Consider the following 15,993-nt stretch of genomic DNA (forward strand, 5'->3'; position numbering starts at 1 on the left):
AACCCCTGAGCCGTTTCGTGGATGTCAGTCCGCGGTCTTGTCATACCCAAGCTTCTTGTAGATGGCAGCCGCTTCCTGTGAACCGTCGACCGGGAAGCTTTCCACATAGGTCGTCTTCTCGACCTTTTCGCCCTTGATGTATTTCGCAAGGGCAACCGCGGACTTGTGTCCCTGAAGTCGCGGTTGCTGAGCCACGTTGGCAACGAATGGACTGTTCTTCTCCTGCATGATCTTGAGGGTGTCGGGTCCGGCATCATAGGCCGAGACCTTCACATCGCTTCGTCCTGATTCCTTGATGGCCTGCACCACGCCTATGGCTGGCTGATCCCAGCATGCGACATGAATGTCACTTAAGGTTCCCTTGGCATATTTCTGGAGAAGGTTCAATGTCTGCTGCCGCGCATCGTCGGCTGGACTCGAGAATTTCTCGGCTAGTTCCGGCTCTATGATCTTGATGCCTGGGTATTCCTTCTTGATCTCTTCCTTGAAGCCCTTTGCGCGTGCGCTGCAGTAGCTCAGGCTGCTCTCGAATGCGTTGAACAATGCGATCTGACCTTTGCCGTTCAGATCCTTTCCGACAATCTTGCCCACGTCCTTGCCGCCTTGGTATGCATCGTCCTCGACATCGTTGACCACATATTGGGATGGGTGCTGAACCGAGAAGATCGGGATGCCGGCTGCCTTGATCCTCTTGAGATAGGGGTCGACCGAGCTGTCGCCGAGAATCGTGATCACGGCATCCACCTTCGCCGTGAGGAATTTCTCATGATTCTGAGCGTTTACGGTGTTGTCGCGCCCTCCATCCGTGGTGATGACTTTCCCGCCAAGTTTCTTGACCTCGTCTATTGCGCCGTTGAACGCTTCGCGATCCCAGAAATGCTGTGTGCCGACGGTTGCCACGCCAACGGTCTTTCCGGTGAGCACCTTGTCGAGACCCTTGTCATCGGCGGCATCCGATTTGCTGATCTCCGACTCCTCCTTCGCCGAACTGCTTGAGGATGAGCCGAACGAAGTGCCCTGGCATCCTGACAATATCGACACGATCGATAGCATTGCAATGGCGGAAACTGCGATTTTCCTGGCGTTATCCTTAACTTTGTACTTCATGTCTGCTTCCCTCATCAATCCGATTCTCTTGCTCTCTTGACTGGTCACCGGCATCTGACTGGCTGGCATCGCGCTTCTCTTCGAAAAGATGTCTGTATTCGGCATATCCCTCAGCTTCAAGACGATCAACGGGGATGAATCTCAAGGCTGCGGAATTGATGCAGTATCTCAAGCCTCCCAACTCCTTCGGCCCATCGGTGAAGACATGGCCCAGGTGACTGTCAGCCTGGGCGGATCTGACTTCTATCTTGAAGTGCCTCGGATTCGAGTAATCATCGGACTTTCTGGTGGAATCGCTGCTTATCGGACGGGTGAACGAAGGCCATCCGCAGCCTGCATCGAACTTATCGAATGAAGTGAAGAGCGGTTCTCCGGAAACCACATCGACATACAGGCCATCCTCGAAGAAGTCATCGTACTCACCTGAGAAGGCCTCTTCGGTTCTGCCCTGCTGGGTCACTTCCCGTTGAAGCGACGTAAGGCTCTGTATGCTTGATTCGAGCCCTTCGAGTGATTCCTTTGACTGCTTGCTGACCATATGATGTATGCTCCTTGAATTCTGAAAATGCCAGTTCATCGACGACGGTCAGGTCATCTTAGGCAGCGCTTATGCGTGGAAACGCTTTCCGGCATATAGGCAATGGTTATGGCCGACATTCGAGGGCAGCGAATAGGCCGAAGATCCGCGAAATCGATGCCATAGCGAATTGTTATAGCGAGTTCAAAAGTGCGTATGCCAATCGCCTTCGTCCTCGTTGGCGTCGGCGATGGCTTGCATCCTGCCTGATTGTCTCAGTGACTCCCGCTGTCATCGACCTCGCGAAACGGTGAGGATCCGATCATGGTTCGCCTCATTCAGATGTACGGATCGGGGAGGGAACGCACAGAGGGAGAGAGAGGGACAGCGGGAAAGAGAGTGAAACAAAAGGAAACAGTGAGTGACAGGGAGCGGAGCTGCATGTACTGGCTGATCGGATACGATGAGCACATGCACCGAAGAAGAAGTGAGTGAGACCTCTTATACCCCGGGTTCTGTCGTTCTTGCGAACGTATGGCCATCCATCTCGACCTGACGTTGCCGTCAGGCTCCAGCAGCCTACCCGAAGACATGAGCGAGCAGCTCTTGGCGTCTTCTGCTTGGCCTTGCTCCCGATGAGGCTTGCCTTGCAATCGCTGTCACCAGCGATCCGGTGGTCTCTTGCACCGCCGTTTCACCCTTACCTGCAAACATGCGTCCGCAGGCGGTCTATTCTCTGTTGCGCTATCTCTCAGGTCACCCTGGGCGGACGTTATCCGCCATCGTGCTCTTTGGAGCCCGGAAGTTCCTCAACGCTAAAATATCAGCATCGCGGCCATAAAGAGGTCTCAGTCGACAAGGATACAGCATCGGGGGCATTGGCGAGCCTGACAGACCTCGTTGCCATGAAAGCTGCGGGATGTCGGCGTGGCATCATGAGTCTTGTGATCGATGACTGCTTGCTGAATGCATGGTGACCACAGCGATGATCGCATTGACCACAGCGATACCTGACCACAGTGATACTCATGGCGTTGCCCATGGCGGTATTCATATCGACCGCTATGTTGCCCATATGGACCACTATTCTACCCATATCGCAAACGCCCGAAGTCGCAGAAACCGAAAGTTTCGAAATCCGCTGAATTCTATGCGATTCGAGTGCGAGAACCCTGAGAAACCCCAACAATGCGAAGCTTTCGGCTACAATGTTGACTACCGGAACGGTGATGATGCCGTTCAACACACACGGCGGGTCACACCGCCCGATTAAGGAGGCTCACATGGAAATCGTCGTAACGGGACGCCACACGCAAATCAAGCAGAGGTTCCGTGATGTAGCTGACACAAAGATGAATCGTGTGACCGCCATAGCGCCAGATGCTCAGCGCGTTCAGATTGTTCTCTCCCACGAGGGCAATCCTAAGCAGGCGGATACAGCTAAGCGAGTCGAGATAACGGTTATCGCGGGCAGGACCGTCGTTCGCGCCGAAGCCTCGAGCGCTGACGAATTCAGCGCGCTCGATCTGGCTCTTGACAAGCTCACGCTTCGTCTGCGCCGAGCTCGCGACCGCCGCAAGGATCACCGTCGTGGCTATACGAATCCCGTACCGGTCGACATGGGCGTCGTTGTTCCCGAGACAGCGCCAGAAGCCAAGGAACCCGAGGATTCGGTGCCATCCGACAGTCCTGCCGCCGCTCTGGCAAGCGAGCTGGGGCCAGGTGAATCAGTCGAGGTACAGGTCGGGGACACCCCCATCGTCATCAGGCGGAAGCTGCATCTTGCCGAGCCGATGAGCATCGATGAGGCTCTGTATGAGATGGAGCTCATCGGACACGACTTCTTCCTCTTCGTCAACAAGGAGACCAATAGGCCTTCCGTGGTGTATCACCGTCATGGCTGGAGCTATGGAGTCTTCGAAATCGACACGCCTGAGAACGTGTCGAAGTAGGTTCCTCAATGGTCTGTAGATAGGTCGAATGTGTGGAATGTGGGTCTGCTCGGTGAAAAGCCGAAGCAGACCCACATTCATGCAGGAAACGATGCGGTTGCAGCCTCGGGATGCATGAAACCCTTGTTAGGCAAAATCCGCGCATTCAAGTACTATGGACGAAGTTTGTGCCTGATATTAGTATCGGGTATTTCACCTTGTTGTTTAGTTGTTGCAGATGCAACACATTAGGGAGCTCAACGTGGTAGCAGTCCTGGACAAAGTCCTTCGCATGGGCGAAGGTCACCAGCTTCGTAAACTTCAGAACGTCGCGAAGGCGGTCAATGCGCTTGAAGACGGCATAAAGGCCATGAGCGATGAGGATTTGAAGGCTCAGACCGGAAAATTCAGAGAGCGCATCGACAATGGCGAGTCGCTTGACTCGTTGATGCCTGAGGCATTCGCCACAGTGCGCGAAGTATCACGACGAACCCTGGGGCAGCGTCACTTCGACGTGCAGCTCATGGGAGGCGCTGCCCTGCATTGGGGCAACATCGCAGAGATGAAGACCGGCGAGGGCAAGACGCTGGTGGCGACACTGCCAAGCTATCTGAATGCGCTTTCAGGCAAGGGCGTGCACGTGGTGACCGTCAACGACTATCTCGCCAGCTACCAGTCAGAGCTCATGGGACGCATCTTCCGTTTCCTCGGCATGAACGTCGGCTGCATCATCACCGACCAGAAGCCGCCGGAGCGTCGCAAGCAGTATGAGGCCGATATCACTTACGGCACCAACAATGAGTTCGGCTTTGACTATCTGCGCGACAACATGGCTTGGGAAAAGGCCGATCTTGTTCAGCGAGGCCATAATTTCGCCATCGTCGACGAAGTCGATTCGATTCTCATCGATGAGGCCCGAACCCCACTGATAATCTCTGGCCCGGCCGAGGGCGACGTCACACGCTGGTACCGTCAGTTCGCGCGTCTGGTTCCAAGGCTCACGAGGGACGAGGACTACGAGGTGGACGAGAAGAAGAAGGTCGTCGGCATTCTTGACCCAGGCATTACCAAGGTCGAGGACTATCTGGGCATCGAAAACCTGTATGAGCCAAGCAACACACCTCTTATCGGCTATCTGAACAACGCCATCAAGGCCAAGGAGCTCTTCATCCGTGACCGCGACTATGTCGTCCAGAGTGGCGAGGTGCTGATCGTAGATGAGCATACCGGCCGTATCCTGTCCGGACGACGCTACAACGAGGGTCTTCATCAGGCCATCGAGGCCAAGGAGAACGTCGAGGTCAAGGCTGAGAACCAGACCTTTGCGACCATCACGTTGCAGAACTACTTCCGCATGTATGACAAGCTCGCAGGCATGACGGGCACGGCGGAGACGGAAGCCGCGGAGTTCATGGGAACATACAAGCTTGGAGTCATTCCCATTCCGACGAACCGTCCGATGGTGCGCATGGATCAGGATGATCTGATCTTCCGTACCAAGAAAGAGAAGCTCACCGCCATCGTCAAGGATGTCGCCAAGCGTCATTCGACCGGTCAGCCGGTCTTGCTCGGCACGGCCTCGGTCGAATCCTCCGAAGTCGTCTCTTCGCTTCTCGATGTGGCTGAAATTCCGCATCAGGTGCTTAACGCGAAGCAGCATGCGAAGGAGGCGGCGGTCGTCGCCGTCGCAGGGCGCAAGGATGCCGTGACCGTCGCGACCAACATGGCCGGGCGAGGCACCGACATCATGCTCGGCGGCAATGTGGAGTTCCTTGCCGATCAAAAGCTTCGCGCACAGGGGTATTCCGCAGAGGACACCCCTCAGGAATACGAGAAGCTTTGGCCTGAGACCCTACAGGAAATCAAGGAGCAGGCCAAGGACGAGCACGAGGAAGTCGTCGACCTGGGCGGCCTGTATGTGCTTGGAACCGAGCGTCACGAATCACGCCGCATCGACAATCAGCTTCGTGGCCGTTCCGGTCGTCAGGGTGACCCTGGCGAGTCGCGCTTCTACCTGAGCCTTGAGGACGACCTGATGCGTCTGTTCAACACCCAGCTTGTCGCACGCGTCATGTCCAGGGGCATGCCGGAGGGCGAGCCGATCGAGTCAAAGAGCGTTTCCAAGGGCGTGAGGAATGCACAGAAGGCTGTCGAGTCACGCAACTTCGAAATCCGTAAGAACGTTCTCAAATATGACGATGTGATGAACAAGCAGCGTCAGGTCATCTATGCGGAGCGTCAGTCCGTCTTGAAGGGCGAGGACATCCATGACGACATCGAGCGATTCATCAGTGACACGGTCGCTTCATACATCCGTGGGGCGAACAAGGGATCGGACAAGCCGGGCAACTGGGACATCGACGGACTATGGGAAGCGCTGTCGAGCGTCTATCCGGTGAGCATCGACAAGGACGAGACGACCGAGAAAATCGCCAAGCTTAAGGGCGACAAGGCCGCCGAGGCCTTGCAGGAGGCCATAGTCGATGATGCCCGCGAACAGTATGAGTCGCGTGAGGAGACCATCGGCGAAGTGGGCATGCGTCAGCTCGAACGCAGGGTGGTGCTTGCCGTGCTCGATCGAAAGTGGCGTGAGCACCTTTACGAGATGGACTATCTCAAGGACGGCATAGGACTGCGCGGCATGGGACAGCGCGATCCCTTGGTCGAGTATCAGCGCGAGGGCTATCAGATGTATAACTCCATGATCGAGGCGATCAAGGAGGAGTCCGTGCAGCTGCTCTTCAACGTCGACATCCAGCAGGTTGCCGAAACCGAAGATCCTGACTCCGAACGGGACGAGGATGCCGCTGTGGATTCCGCTCAGGAGCAGCTTGACATTCATTCGACGAAGGACGCGAAGGGCGTTCCCAGCGTCGAGAGTGACGAGTCCGACGCGGTGGCCGATGCCGAAGGTGATCTCGAGGCTGACGGCGGTTCCGAACATGATGCCGTGGTCCTGGACGGTAGCCAGGATACGGCCGATACGGCATCCGAGAAGGAAGTCGGCGAAGATGGATCCGATGGTGAGTCTGTGGGCATCACCGGCCGAGAGCCAATGAGCCATGCCGATGCCAAGGTCAAATCCAAGCGTCCGAAGGACGAGGAGCTTCGCTCCCCATGGGCAGATGGAAAGACCTACCCAGGAACCTCGAAGAACGCGCCATGCCCATGTGGATCGGGCAGAAAGTACAAGATGTGCCATGGTCAGAACGAGAAGCACTAGGAAACTCGCCTGGTCATGAAATAACCCGTTGCCATATTGTGCGCTAATATCGTGCAGTAATGGCAGCGGGTTTTCCATTTTTCATTGAAATTCCCAAACATATCAGCAATCAGCATTCGGAGGAATCATGACTGAACCGTTTACATGGAAGTCCATACTGACCACCTTGGTGGCAGGCAACCATCTTTCAGCGGAACAGTCACAGTGGTATATGGATGAGCTCATGAGTGGCAAGGCGGATCCTGTTCCAGTCGCCGCGGTGCTTGCCGTGCAGTCAACGCTTGGCTTCACCAGCGAAGAGGTCGCCGGTGCGGCGAAAGCGATGGTCTCACATGCCGTGCCGCTGCATGTCTCGGGCGAGACGACCGACATCGTCGGCACCGGGGGAGACGGTGCAGCGACCGTGAACCTGTCCACGATGGGCGCGATCATCGCCTCCGCTGCAGGCGTGAAGGTCGTCAAGCATGGAAACCGCGCTGCGACAAGCAAGTGCGGAGCTGCGGACTGCCTGGAAGCCCTGGGACTGCCACTTGACATTCCGGCTGCCCGGGTGGGCGAGATCGGTGATGAGGTCGGCATCACCTTCGCCTTCGCGAAGACCTTCCATCCTTCGATGCGCTTCGCTGGTCCGGTTAGATCCGCCTTGGGCGTCACCACGATTTTCAATCTTCTTGGACCCCTCACCAATCCTGCAAGTCCCAAGCACGTCGCCATCGGCTGCGCGAAGCGCGAGCTGAGCCCCATGATGGCCGATGTCTATGCAAGACGCGGACAGGAGGGCATGGTCTACACCTCATCCGAGGGCCTTGACGAAATGGCTCCGACAGGACCGGTTTCGGTATGGGAGATACGCAACGGTCAGGTTCATGAGACCCAATTCGATCCCACCGTCGAATTGGGGTTGAAGCCGGTCAAGGTCGCGGATCTGAGAGGTGGGGAGCCAGAGTTCAACGCGCAGGTGGCTCGCAATCTCTTCGCAGGCGAACAGGTACCGTCCCGCAGCACGGCACTGCTGAATGCGGCATCGGCGATCGTCGCCGATCAGCACCTGCTGGACTCGCCTGATGCTTCGCTTACGGACAGATTCAAGCAGGCATATGCATTGGCTGAACATGCCGTCGATTCAGGTGCGGCGCAGGCGCTCCTTGAACGCTGGGTCTCCGTCGCCCAGAAGTGATGCTGAGGCAGACGTCCCGGGTTTAAAATTTTGGCGTTTGAAATCATAACTTTTGAAATCACAATGCTTGAAATATCAGCGTTGTGCGAGCGCCGGACTATACGCGCGACCCATCATCGAATGGGTCGCTTCTTGTCTCCGTGTGCCCTCGATGCTGATAGAACAATCCGGCAGCGCCGAGAATCGTGAGCAATCCGCCGATCGTTCCCAGCACTGATGCGAATTGTGACAGCAGAATGGCGCCGGCCAATGCCAGGACGCCGAGAACGACGAATGCCACATAGATCAGGGTGGTCTTCCGAACCGGTCCAATCGCAGGATTCGGCGGAATGAAGTCATTGCCCTGATCCATCACATCCTCGGTATCCAGCCAGCTGCTGCCAGTGAAATCACGCGGCCCGTGGCCGGCGCCCCGCGCGCCCGCAAAGGAATCCGCCTTGAGATCCCTGACATTGAGCGCCGCCTTTTTCTGTTCACGCTGAACGTGCCTTTCAAACTTCTTCGCGTTGCGGGATTGCTCGATCGAACCCATATCGTCCGCATGCTCGCTCATGAACATCTCCCAATCGTCATCGGGATTCGATGGGCGGGACTTTCTGTCCCCTTCCTTCGGCATGTCGGCTTTGTTCGCTCTGCCATCGTGGCCATGGCCGTTCGCCGCGCTTCCGACTGCGTCATCGCTGCCATCGGAATCGTGTGCGTCGCCGTCGCCGTTCCCTGGATTTGGCTGCTCGTCAAACGGATTGGTATTCTTGTGCTCGGTCATACTCATACTTTAGCCTCAGCGGTTGGCAATCCGCTGGCCAGGAGGAACATGCTGTATTGGTTTTTCGTTAAGCTCATAGGACCTTTTGCCCGTCGCCGTCTGAGCCCGTCGGTTTCCGGACTTGAGAACATTCCTGCACGGGGTGGGGCCATCATCGCTTCCAACCATCTTGCCGTCATCGATGATGGGCTGCTGCCGCTTGTCAGCCCCCGAATGATTCATTTCATGGGCAAATCCGAATACTTCACCGGCAAGGGGTTCAAGGGAGCGTTCAAGAAGTGGTGGTTCACTTCCGTGGGCGTATTCCCGGTAGACCGCTCCGGAGGATCGAAGTCGCTGGGGGCCTTGGAGACCGCCCGGCACATTCTTGAATCCGGGGAGCTGTTCGGCATTCATCCGGAAGGGACGAGAAGCCCTGACGGAAGGCTGTATCGCGGACATACCGGCGTGGCACGTCTGGCATTTGAGACAGGAATGCCGATTGTTCCCGCCGCCCTTGTCGGGACGCGTGAATTGCAGAAGCCTGGAAAGATCCTGCCGTCGAAAGGCAAGACAAAGGTGCGTTTCGGTCAGCCGATAGCAGTGCCGAAGATTCCAGAGGACCAATTGACGCATGAACAGATCCGCTCGCTCACCAACCGCATGATGAAGTCGATCGCCGATCTGAGCGGACAGGAATACGTCGACATCTATGCCCAGATCGCGAAGAAGGATATGGCGGCACGCCAGTCGCAGGGGCAGCAGCAGAGCGAATCCAAGCCGACGCAGGATCGATAGCATCCGTATCTGAAGGGTTTCGAGGCGCTTATTCGCACAAGCTCGCAGCCATTCTCACAAGTTCGCAGATGTGTGCGATAGATCAGACCACAGTCAGGGTCACCACGGTGGGATTCCCGGAAGTGTCCCTGATTCTGATCTGGGCTCCCGGATCGGGGCTCTGCAGGCGAACCGTCTGCGTGATGTCTCCGAGTGGGGCGGAAATCTTTACGTCAAGGCCGAGCGCCTTGAGAATCTTGCTCGCGTCATCCTCATTCTTACCTCGGACGTCTGGAAGGGTCACCATCTGAGGACCCTTGGAAATGACCACTGAAACGGCGTCGCCCCAATGCAGCTGCGCTCCGGCTTCCTTGCTGCTGGAAATCACCTTGCCCGATGCGACCGTATCTGACCAATCTTCGCTAAAGGTGACATTGAGCTTTGCCTCGGCAAGCTGATGACGTGCGGAATCCTTTGTCGCCCCGACGATGTTTGGCATGCTCACCGGTTTTGGACCCTTCGACAGCACTATTTCAATCTCTGCGTTATGGTCCATCGTCGTGCCAGGCTCCGGGTCGATGCTTATGGCGGCGTTCTCCGGGATGTCGACCGAGTATTCGTCCTTCGCCTCGTCATGCATGACCTTGCTGAATCCAGCCGCCTTCAATGCGTCGAGGGGGGCCTTGCCATGCGTCGTCGACGGATCGAGAATATCCGTTGGAATCGTGGCCTGACGCACCCCCTTGGAAATCACGAGACTGACGGCGCCGCCACGTTTGCTGATGTGAGCCCCGACGGTCTCGGGCCTTGCTGAAATGATGGATCCCTTGGGCACGGAATCGCTGAATTCCTCAGATTGGGTGAATGCTATCCCCGACGCTTTCAGAACAGAGCGGTATCTGGACCATGAGGCTCCCGAAACGCTGCACTCCTGGCTGGCCTTGCACGATACATCCGTCGGCGCCGGCAGACTGGAATAGCTTCCAGGGCCGAGGAAGTACCACCATGCGGAACCGCCAGCGATGCCCAGCGCGAAGAGAATTCCGACTATGCACGCGATGAGGCCGAGGCGGCGTCGGGGCCTCAAGGTCTTCGTCTCGCGTGCAGCGTCTTTGGGACCGACATCTTTAGGGTCGACGCCTTTGGTACCGATGCCTTTGGAGTCGGTACCTTTGAGGTTTGCGGCTTCGGAAGGGCCGGCAGCGTCAGAGCCGTCGGGTGGAGTCAGTCGGCGGGTCTCCAGATCCTGCGAGTTTGGCATCATATGAGTTGGCGTCATATGGGTCTGCGTCATATTGGTCTGTGCGATGTTCTCACCATGGTTCGAAGGTGGCTGCCCCTCTGTCTGGGATGACGGAAACGGCGGATGCGTCTCATGGACTGCCTTGGACGTGGGAGCGTCGGTTCGCCTGTGTCCGAGCTGTGCAGGCATTTGGAATTGGCTGGCATCAAGGCTGAGCAGTCCGTTGAGTCCATGCAGTTCGTCCAAGGCCTCCTGAGCATTTCGTGGCCTGTCCTCGACTCGGCGGGAGGTCAGTCGTGCGATGAACGCCGATACGGCGGAGTCGATTCCTGGGCATGTCTCAGACAGCGGTGGGATGTCACTGTGGACATGCTTGAAGATGACGGTCACTGGATTCTCGCCGACAAAGGGAACCGTTCCTGTGAGCATCTCATAGGCGATGATGCCGCATGCATACACGTCGCCCTGCATCGTGGCCTGGTTGAATTCAATCATTTCCGGCGCAAGATACGCCGCGGTGCCCAAAAGCATGCCGGTGGTCGACAGCGTCGCCTGAGAGGCTACCTTCGCCAATCCGAAGTCGGTGAGCTGCACATGGCCACGGCTGTTGATCATGATGTTCTCCGGCTTGACGTCGCGATGCACGACCCCGGCTGCGTGCGCTGATGCCAGACCGTCAAGCGTTTCGGACAGTATCCGCAGGCTTTCATGAACCTTGAAGGTTCCACGCTGATTCATTTCGTGGCGAAGGTTGACTCCATGGACATATTCCATGACGAGAAACCCGACACCTTGATAGGTCCCTGTGTCATAGACCTGAACGATGTGTGGATTGGCTATGGATGCGGAGGAGCGAGCTTCGCGATGGAACCGTTCGATGAACTGCTCCCTGTGATTTCCCTGGATGAGCTGCATATGCATCATCTTCAGCGCCACGTGGCGGGAAAGGCGCTCATCCACCGCCTCGAAGACGCTCGCCATGCCGCCATCGGCAATCTTGCGAACGATGCGATAGCGCCCCTCAATCACCTGCCCCTCGATCGTCGGGCTGTCGGATGCATACGGTTCTTCGCTCATATAGGTATCGTAAGGTCGATGCTCGTCAAATCAATTCATGGCGTTGAGCTTCTTGGCTAAAAATACACGCTCTGACACGTGGAACAGCCCACCGTCGATGCTATCGGAGGGTTTGCGGGATGAAGAGGGAGCAGCAGCGTACCACGGAATCTCGAGAATCGTCAGACATGCGCAGCGCCTGTGCAGTGAGTTCGATGGAGCCGCGAACATCTGACCACAGCTGGGAAATTCTCCGCCTGGATTTGTCGATGGCACCGCTTTCATCAAAGATTCGAGTGATACGCTCCACATCGTTGCCGTCGCGCGTCTCAGCGGCGAAGACTTTCGCCAGATACTCCCTGTCGGTTCTGTCAGCCATGGTCAAGGCGTCTGCAAGCAATACCGTGCGCTTGCCTTCACGGATATCGCCGCCTGTGGGCTTGCCGATGCGTTCAGGTTCTCCGATGACGTCGAGTAGGTCGTCGGCGAGCTGGAATGCCGTTCCCAGACGACTTCCGATGGCTTCGGCCATATCGGTGCCTTCGCCTGCATGCGATGGGGAATCAGAGCCTATGCAAGGCTGAATGCCGGCGGCAAGCATGCCTAATGTCAATGGAGCGACTGTGGTGTAGCTCGCGGTCTTCCAGCGGAAGACCGCCAATGACGCCTCTGCGAGCCTGCCCGGTTCGTCGAGCGGAACACGTTCGACGGCCAGATCGAGTACCTGACCGATCTCAACCTCGCGGTGCATGCGAAGGAAGGCCTGCAATATGCCCTCCGAATGTTCCAGTTTCGAGACGGTCTCGTTCACGATGCCTATGCTCGCGGTCGACAGCAGATCTCCCAGCATTATTCCCAATCCAGCGCCTATATGCGTGATATGGCCGACGGCCGAGGGGAGGGCATCGTCGTCGCTGTGACCGGTCAGCTGGCCGAGGGCGGCTGCGAGCGCGACATGCGCGGATGGTCTTCCCCTGCGCAGGTCGGAGTTGTCGATTATGTCGTCATGGACCAGAGCAGCCGTCTGGAAGACTTCAACCGCACATGCAAGATCCATCACATTGCTGCGGTCGTTCGACCGATCGCCCTGAATCGCATCGTAGATGGTGAGCAGAAGCCGGGCTCGCAGCCGTTTCCCGCCTTCGTTCGAGATGATTCCCTGATCCTGCACGGTTCGATAGATCGGTGAGCACGATTGCGGTATGTGCGTTCCCGCGGGGGCTGCAAGGTGTGTGCCCACCAGGGATTCGATGCGATGGTTTATTGCCGGAATGTCTTCAGGGATCGTCATGTCTATGAGACTAACCGTTTTTTGCGACGTATGCCCTGATCTGGACCCTGAATGTGACGAACGCCGCTATGACGAAGCTTGGATCGGCCCCGGGGCCGGGGGAGGGGGAAACGATCGGATGACGTATCGGTCACTCTACCGATTACTCTACCGATCACTTTACCGATGACTTATCGATCGGTCATCGATCGCCCTACCGATGACTCGACAGTGCGGAACATCTGTGCATGGGGATGTGCACTGTTTGAAAGCAATCCACAGAGTCTCACATTCGACCACATGCCTCTTTTTCGCTTTCCATCAAGCGATGTCGGTGGCAGGTTTGAATGACCGCTTCCCCTTGGCGTCGTCCGCTCCCAACGGGGAGGTGGGCATAATGCAGGCAGAAGTCGCCTTGATGCACCCTTGCGGTATATCAGCTACGCGACATGGCTGCGATCGAGCATCGTACAAGTGAGGAACATACATCATGACAACATCCACCGCTTCAACTCCAACCTTGCACCGTCCTCGGCGACGGAGGAAAGCCTCATGGAATTCCTTGGCCAAGCCACTTGAGGAATGGCTCAGACTGATACAGTCCTCATCCGGCGATCTTGGCGAGGACTCGATCCGGACGATTGACTCAGCCATGAAGAAATCCACAGCGCTTCGTGACTTGCTCATCATCTCGCTTCTGGGAAAGGATGACTGCAGGGAACTCGACAGGATCAGGACCATCTTCGAAAATCCATATGCGCCAAATTCGGTCCGGGTGATCCGTTGCAATCTTGAGGATGCGTTCGCCCACCCACAGGATCCGGAGATAAGGGAACGATGCAATCGTGGACTGGCGATTCTTGAGCGCGCCGTGCGGCATGTCGACAGACAGAAGGGTGCCTCGACGCTGGCTATCATCACCTATATCAGATGGTGGATGGGAGACAAATCCGCATATGCATGGGCTCAGGCGTGTCTTAAGCGTGATTCCAGCTGCACGCTGGCCTCCATCATCCTTTCCGCCTTGGAGCATGGCATGTTTCCATCGGAGAGCAAAGATTGAGGAATTTGGGAATAATCGTCCTAGGAAGATGGTTCACTCTATTAGTTGACAATTTGCCCTTGCCATAATTGGGCCTTAATGCTGATAGGTAGCGGACAAGAACTTCCAGGAGGATATGTTGGCCACAAAGGATACGGCTGAGAAGACGGTACGCACACAGACTTCGAGCACGGCAACCGAGGAGAAAACCAAGAAAACCCGGGCCAAACGAGTCACGAAGCCACGAACCAGGGCGGCGGCGTCTGCAGGGTCGTCTTCCCGTCGCAAGAGCCGGTCGATTCCATCCACATCCGAGCGCTCGGAAAAGTCGACGCTCGCGCATGATGCCGATGTGGCTGACGGGCAGGGCATTGCCAAAGGCTTGGACGAGGACGTAGCCAACGACAATACCGGCACTCCAGAAACTGGTACCGATGAGACCAACGCCGCCGAAGAAGATATCGATCTGGATGACGACACGCTAGACGATGATTCGGATGACGATTCTGATGATGACTCGGATGACGATTCTGATTCGGATGACGACTCAAACGATGATTCTGACGATGATTCCGATGATGATGCTTCGGACGACGATGATTCGAATGATGACGATTCGAATGGCTCGCACGCGTCCGGACATGGACATCGTTCACGTCGTTCCCCCCGCATCCCTGTGATAAAGGCGAAGGGTGCCTTCGTCGTAAGCGATTCTGACGACGATGAGAACATCACGCCATCGGGAAACCCTAAGCGCCGTGTCATAGCGACCGGTGCGACCGCTGATCCCGTGAAGGATTATCTGAAGCAAATCGGCCGCGTGAGCCTGCTCAACGCGGAACAGGAGGTTGACCTTTCCGAACGCATCGAGGCCGGTCTGTATGCGCAGCATCTTCTTGAGAACGATGCCGAGGGAATGGATTTCAAGCGCAAGAGGGAGCTTAAGTGGGCTGCCTCTGACGGAAAGAAGGCCAAGGATCATCTGCTCGAAGCCAACCTTCGACTTGTCGTGTCCCTTGCGAAACGATATACCGGCCGCGGAATGCTCTTCCTTGACTTGATCCAGGAGGGCAATCTTGGTCTTATCCGCGCAGTGGAAAAGTTCGATTGGAAGAAGGGCTTCAAGTTCTCCACGTATGCGACCTGGTGGATTCGTCAGGCAATAACCCGAGCCATGGCGGATCAGGCTCGAACCATCCGCGTGCCTGTCCACATGGTCGAAGTCATCAACAAGCTGTCGCGCGTCCAGCGTCAGATGCTTCAGGACCTGGGCCGTGAGCCGACTCCTGACGAATTGGCCCGTGAACTTGACATGCCGGTCGAAAAGGTTCAGGAAGTTCAGAAATATGGGCGTGAGCCAATCTCTCTCCATACTCCTCTGGGCGAGGACGGCGATTCCGAATTCGGCGACTTGATCGAGGACACGGATGCGATCGCACCTTCTGATGCAGTGGCATTCTCGCTGCTTCAGGAACAGTTCCGGCAGGTGCTCGAGACGCTGAGCCCTCGTGAGGCAGGCGTCATCAAGATGCGCTATGGGCTCGAGGATGGGCAGCCCAAGACCCTTGATGACATCGGCCGCGTATACGGCGTGACACGTGAGCGCATTCGTCAGATCGAATCCAAGACGATGTCGAAGCTGCGTCATCCGTCTCGTTCGCAGACTCTGCGTGACTTCCTCGACCAATGATCCGTATGCGGCTGTTCGTTGGCGTCGGGTCTTGACACAAATTTGTCGGGGCAACGGAGTGATTAGCGCAGGTGCGATCGATCTCGGTGTGATTGACACAGCTGTGATCGATGTCGGTATGGTTGTCGACGCGATGGGCTGACTGCCTTCGGGCTGACCGCTTGCGGCAGTCCATCTGTGTGGCAGAGCACGGGATGAATGCAATGACTGTGAAT

Annotated in this window: 11 protein-coding genes and 1 other RNA gene; 6 read left to right on the forward strand and 6 right to left on the reverse strand. The window is 56.6% G+C overall.

What is annotated here, in order from left to right; all coding sequences use genetic code 11:
- Positions 1-24: 24 nt before the first annotated feature.
- The 3 genes from QN062_RS01255 to rnpB form a co-directional block, all read right to left on the reverse strand.
- Entirely contained in the window at positions 25-1,107 is a 1,083-nt protein-coding gene (locus QN062_RS01255) for a substrate-binding domain-containing protein (RefSeq protein WP_369341825.1), read from the reverse strand.
- Positions 1,091-1,645 (reverse strand): peptide-methionine (R)-S-oxide reductase MsrB, encoded by a 555-nt coding sequence (gene msrB / locus QN062_RS01260; RefSeq protein WP_369341826.1) that lies wholly within the window; start codon positions 1,643-1,645, stop codon positions 1,091-1,093. Before msrB ends, QN062_RS01255 begins: the two co-directional genes overlap by 17 nt.
- Before the next feature lie 467 nt (positions 1,646-2,112).
- Positions 2,113-2,475, reverse strand: an RNA gene (gene rnpB / locus QN062_RS01265) — RNase P RNA component class A.
- A 432-nt stretch (positions 2,476-2,907) separates the two neighbouring features.
- On the opposite strand from rnpB, the gene hpf reads away from it, so the two are divergent.
- The 3 genes from hpf (at position 2,908) to trpD (ending at position 7,955) form a co-directional block, all read left to right on the forward strand.
- Positions 2,908-3,576 (forward strand): ribosome hibernation-promoting factor, HPF/YfiA family, encoded by a 669-nt coding sequence (gene hpf / locus QN062_RS01270; protein ID WP_369341827.1) that lies wholly within the window; start codon positions 2,908-2,910, stop codon positions 3,574-3,576.
- Between the two features lie 241 nt (positions 3,577-3,817).
- Complete coding sequence (gene secA, locus QN062_RS01275; protein WP_369341828.1) at positions 3,818-6,778, forward strand: preprotein translocase subunit SecA; 2,961 nt, start codon at positions 3,818-3,820, stop codon at positions 6,776-6,778.
- Between the two features lie 127 nt (positions 6,779-6,905).
- Positions 6,906-7,955 (forward strand): anthranilate phosphoribosyltransferase, encoded by a 1,050-nt coding sequence (gene trpD / locus QN062_RS01280; RefSeq protein ID WP_369341829.1) that lies wholly within the window; start codon positions 6,906-6,908, stop codon positions 7,953-7,955.
- A 97-nt stretch (positions 7,956-8,052) separates the two neighbouring features.
- Here trpD and QN062_RS01285 read toward each other — a convergent pair whose 3' ends face one another.
- On the reverse strand, positions 8,053-8,721 hold the full coding sequence (locus QN062_RS01285) for a hypothetical protein (RefSeq protein ID WP_369341830.1): 669 nt from the start codon (positions 8,719-8,721) through the stop codon (positions 8,053-8,055).
- A 48-nt stretch (positions 8,722-8,769) separates the two neighbouring features.
- On the opposite strand from QN062_RS01285, the gene QN062_RS01290 reads away from it, so the two are divergent.
- Positions 8,770-9,498 (forward strand): lysophospholipid acyltransferase family protein, encoded by a 729-nt coding sequence (locus tag QN062_RS01290; protein ID WP_369341831.1) that lies wholly within the window; start codon positions 8,770-8,772, stop codon positions 9,496-9,498.
- A gap of 82 nt (positions 9,499-9,580) precedes the next feature.
- Here the strand turns inward: QN062_RS01290 and QN062_RS01295 are convergent, their stop codons facing one another.
- The gene (locus tag QN062_RS01295; protein WP_369341832.1) at positions 9,581-11,797 is read right to left on the reverse strand and encodes a protein kinase domain-containing protein; all 2,217 of its coding nucleotides are present in this window, start codon (positions 11,795-11,797) and stop codon (positions 9,581-9,583) included.
- Positions 11,798-11,897: 100 nt separating this feature from the next.
- Positions 11,898-13,067 carry a polyprenyl synthetase family protein gene (locus QN062_RS01300; protein WP_369341833.1) on the reverse strand — a complete coding sequence of 390 codons (1,170 nt, stop codon included), beginning with the start codon at positions 13,065-13,067 and terminating at the stop codon, positions 11,898-11,900.
- A 469-nt stretch (positions 13,068-13,536) separates the two neighbouring features.
- Here QN062_RS01300 and QN062_RS01305 point away from each other — a divergent pair, with 469 nt between their 5' ends.
- Together QN062_RS01305 and QN062_RS01310 are read left to right on the forward strand one after the other, a co-directional pair.
- A complete protein-coding gene (locus QN062_RS01305; protein WP_369341834.1) occupies positions 13,537-14,109 on the forward strand; it encodes a hypothetical protein in 573 nt (190 codons plus the stop codon).
- A 115-nt stretch (positions 14,110-14,224) separates the two neighbouring features.
- Positions 14,225-15,778 (forward strand): RNA polymerase sigma factor, encoded by a 1,554-nt coding sequence (locus QN062_RS01310; RefSeq protein WP_394854673.1) that lies wholly within the window; start codon positions 14,225-14,227, stop codon positions 15,776-15,778.
- Positions 15,779-15,993: the final 215 nt, after the last annotated feature.

The sequence above is a fragment of the Bifidobacterium sp. WK012_4_13 genome (assembly GCF_041080835.1).
Taxonomy (GTDB): domain Bacteria; phylum Actinomycetota; class Actinomycetes; order Actinomycetales; family Bifidobacteriaceae; genus Bombiscardovia; species Bombiscardovia fermentum.

Coding starts and splice junctions, on each gene's coding strand:
- QN062_RS01255 (WP_369341825.1), bottom strand. CDS start 1,107: ATGAAGTACAAAGTTAAGGATAACGCCAGGAAAATCGCAGTTTCCGCC.
- msrB (WP_369341826.1), bottom strand. CDS start 1,645: ATGGTCAGCAAGCAGTCAAAGGAATCACTCGAAGGGCTCGAATCAAGC.
- hpf (WP_369341827.1), top strand. CDS start 2,908: ATGGAAATCGTCGTAACGGGACGCCACACGCAAATCAAGCAGAGGTTC.
- trpD (WP_369341829.1), top strand. CDS start 6,906: ATGACTGAACCGTTTACATGGAAGTCCATACTGACCACCTTGGTGGCA.
- QN062_RS01285 (WP_369341830.1), bottom strand. CDS start 8,721: ATGACCGAGCACAAGAATACCAATCCGTTTGACGAGCAGCCAAATCCA.
- QN062_RS01290 (WP_369341831.1), top strand. CDS start 8,770: ATGCTGTATTGGTTTTTCGTTAAGCTCATAGGACCTTTTGCCCGTCGC.
- QN062_RS01295 (WP_369341832.1), bottom strand. CDS start 11,797: ATGAGCGAAGAACCGTATGCATCCGACAGCCCGACGATCGAGGGGCAG.
- QN062_RS01300 (WP_369341833.1), bottom strand. CDS start 13,067: ATGACGATCCCTGAAGACATTCCGGCAATAAACCATCGCATCGAATCC.
- QN062_RS01305 (WP_369341834.1), top strand. CDS start 13,537: ATGACAACATCCACCGCTTCAACTCCAACCTTGCACCGTCCTCGGCGA.
- QN062_RS01310 (WP_394854673.1), top strand. CDS start 14,225: ATGTTGGCCACAAAGGATACGGCTGAGAAGACGGTACGCACACAGACT.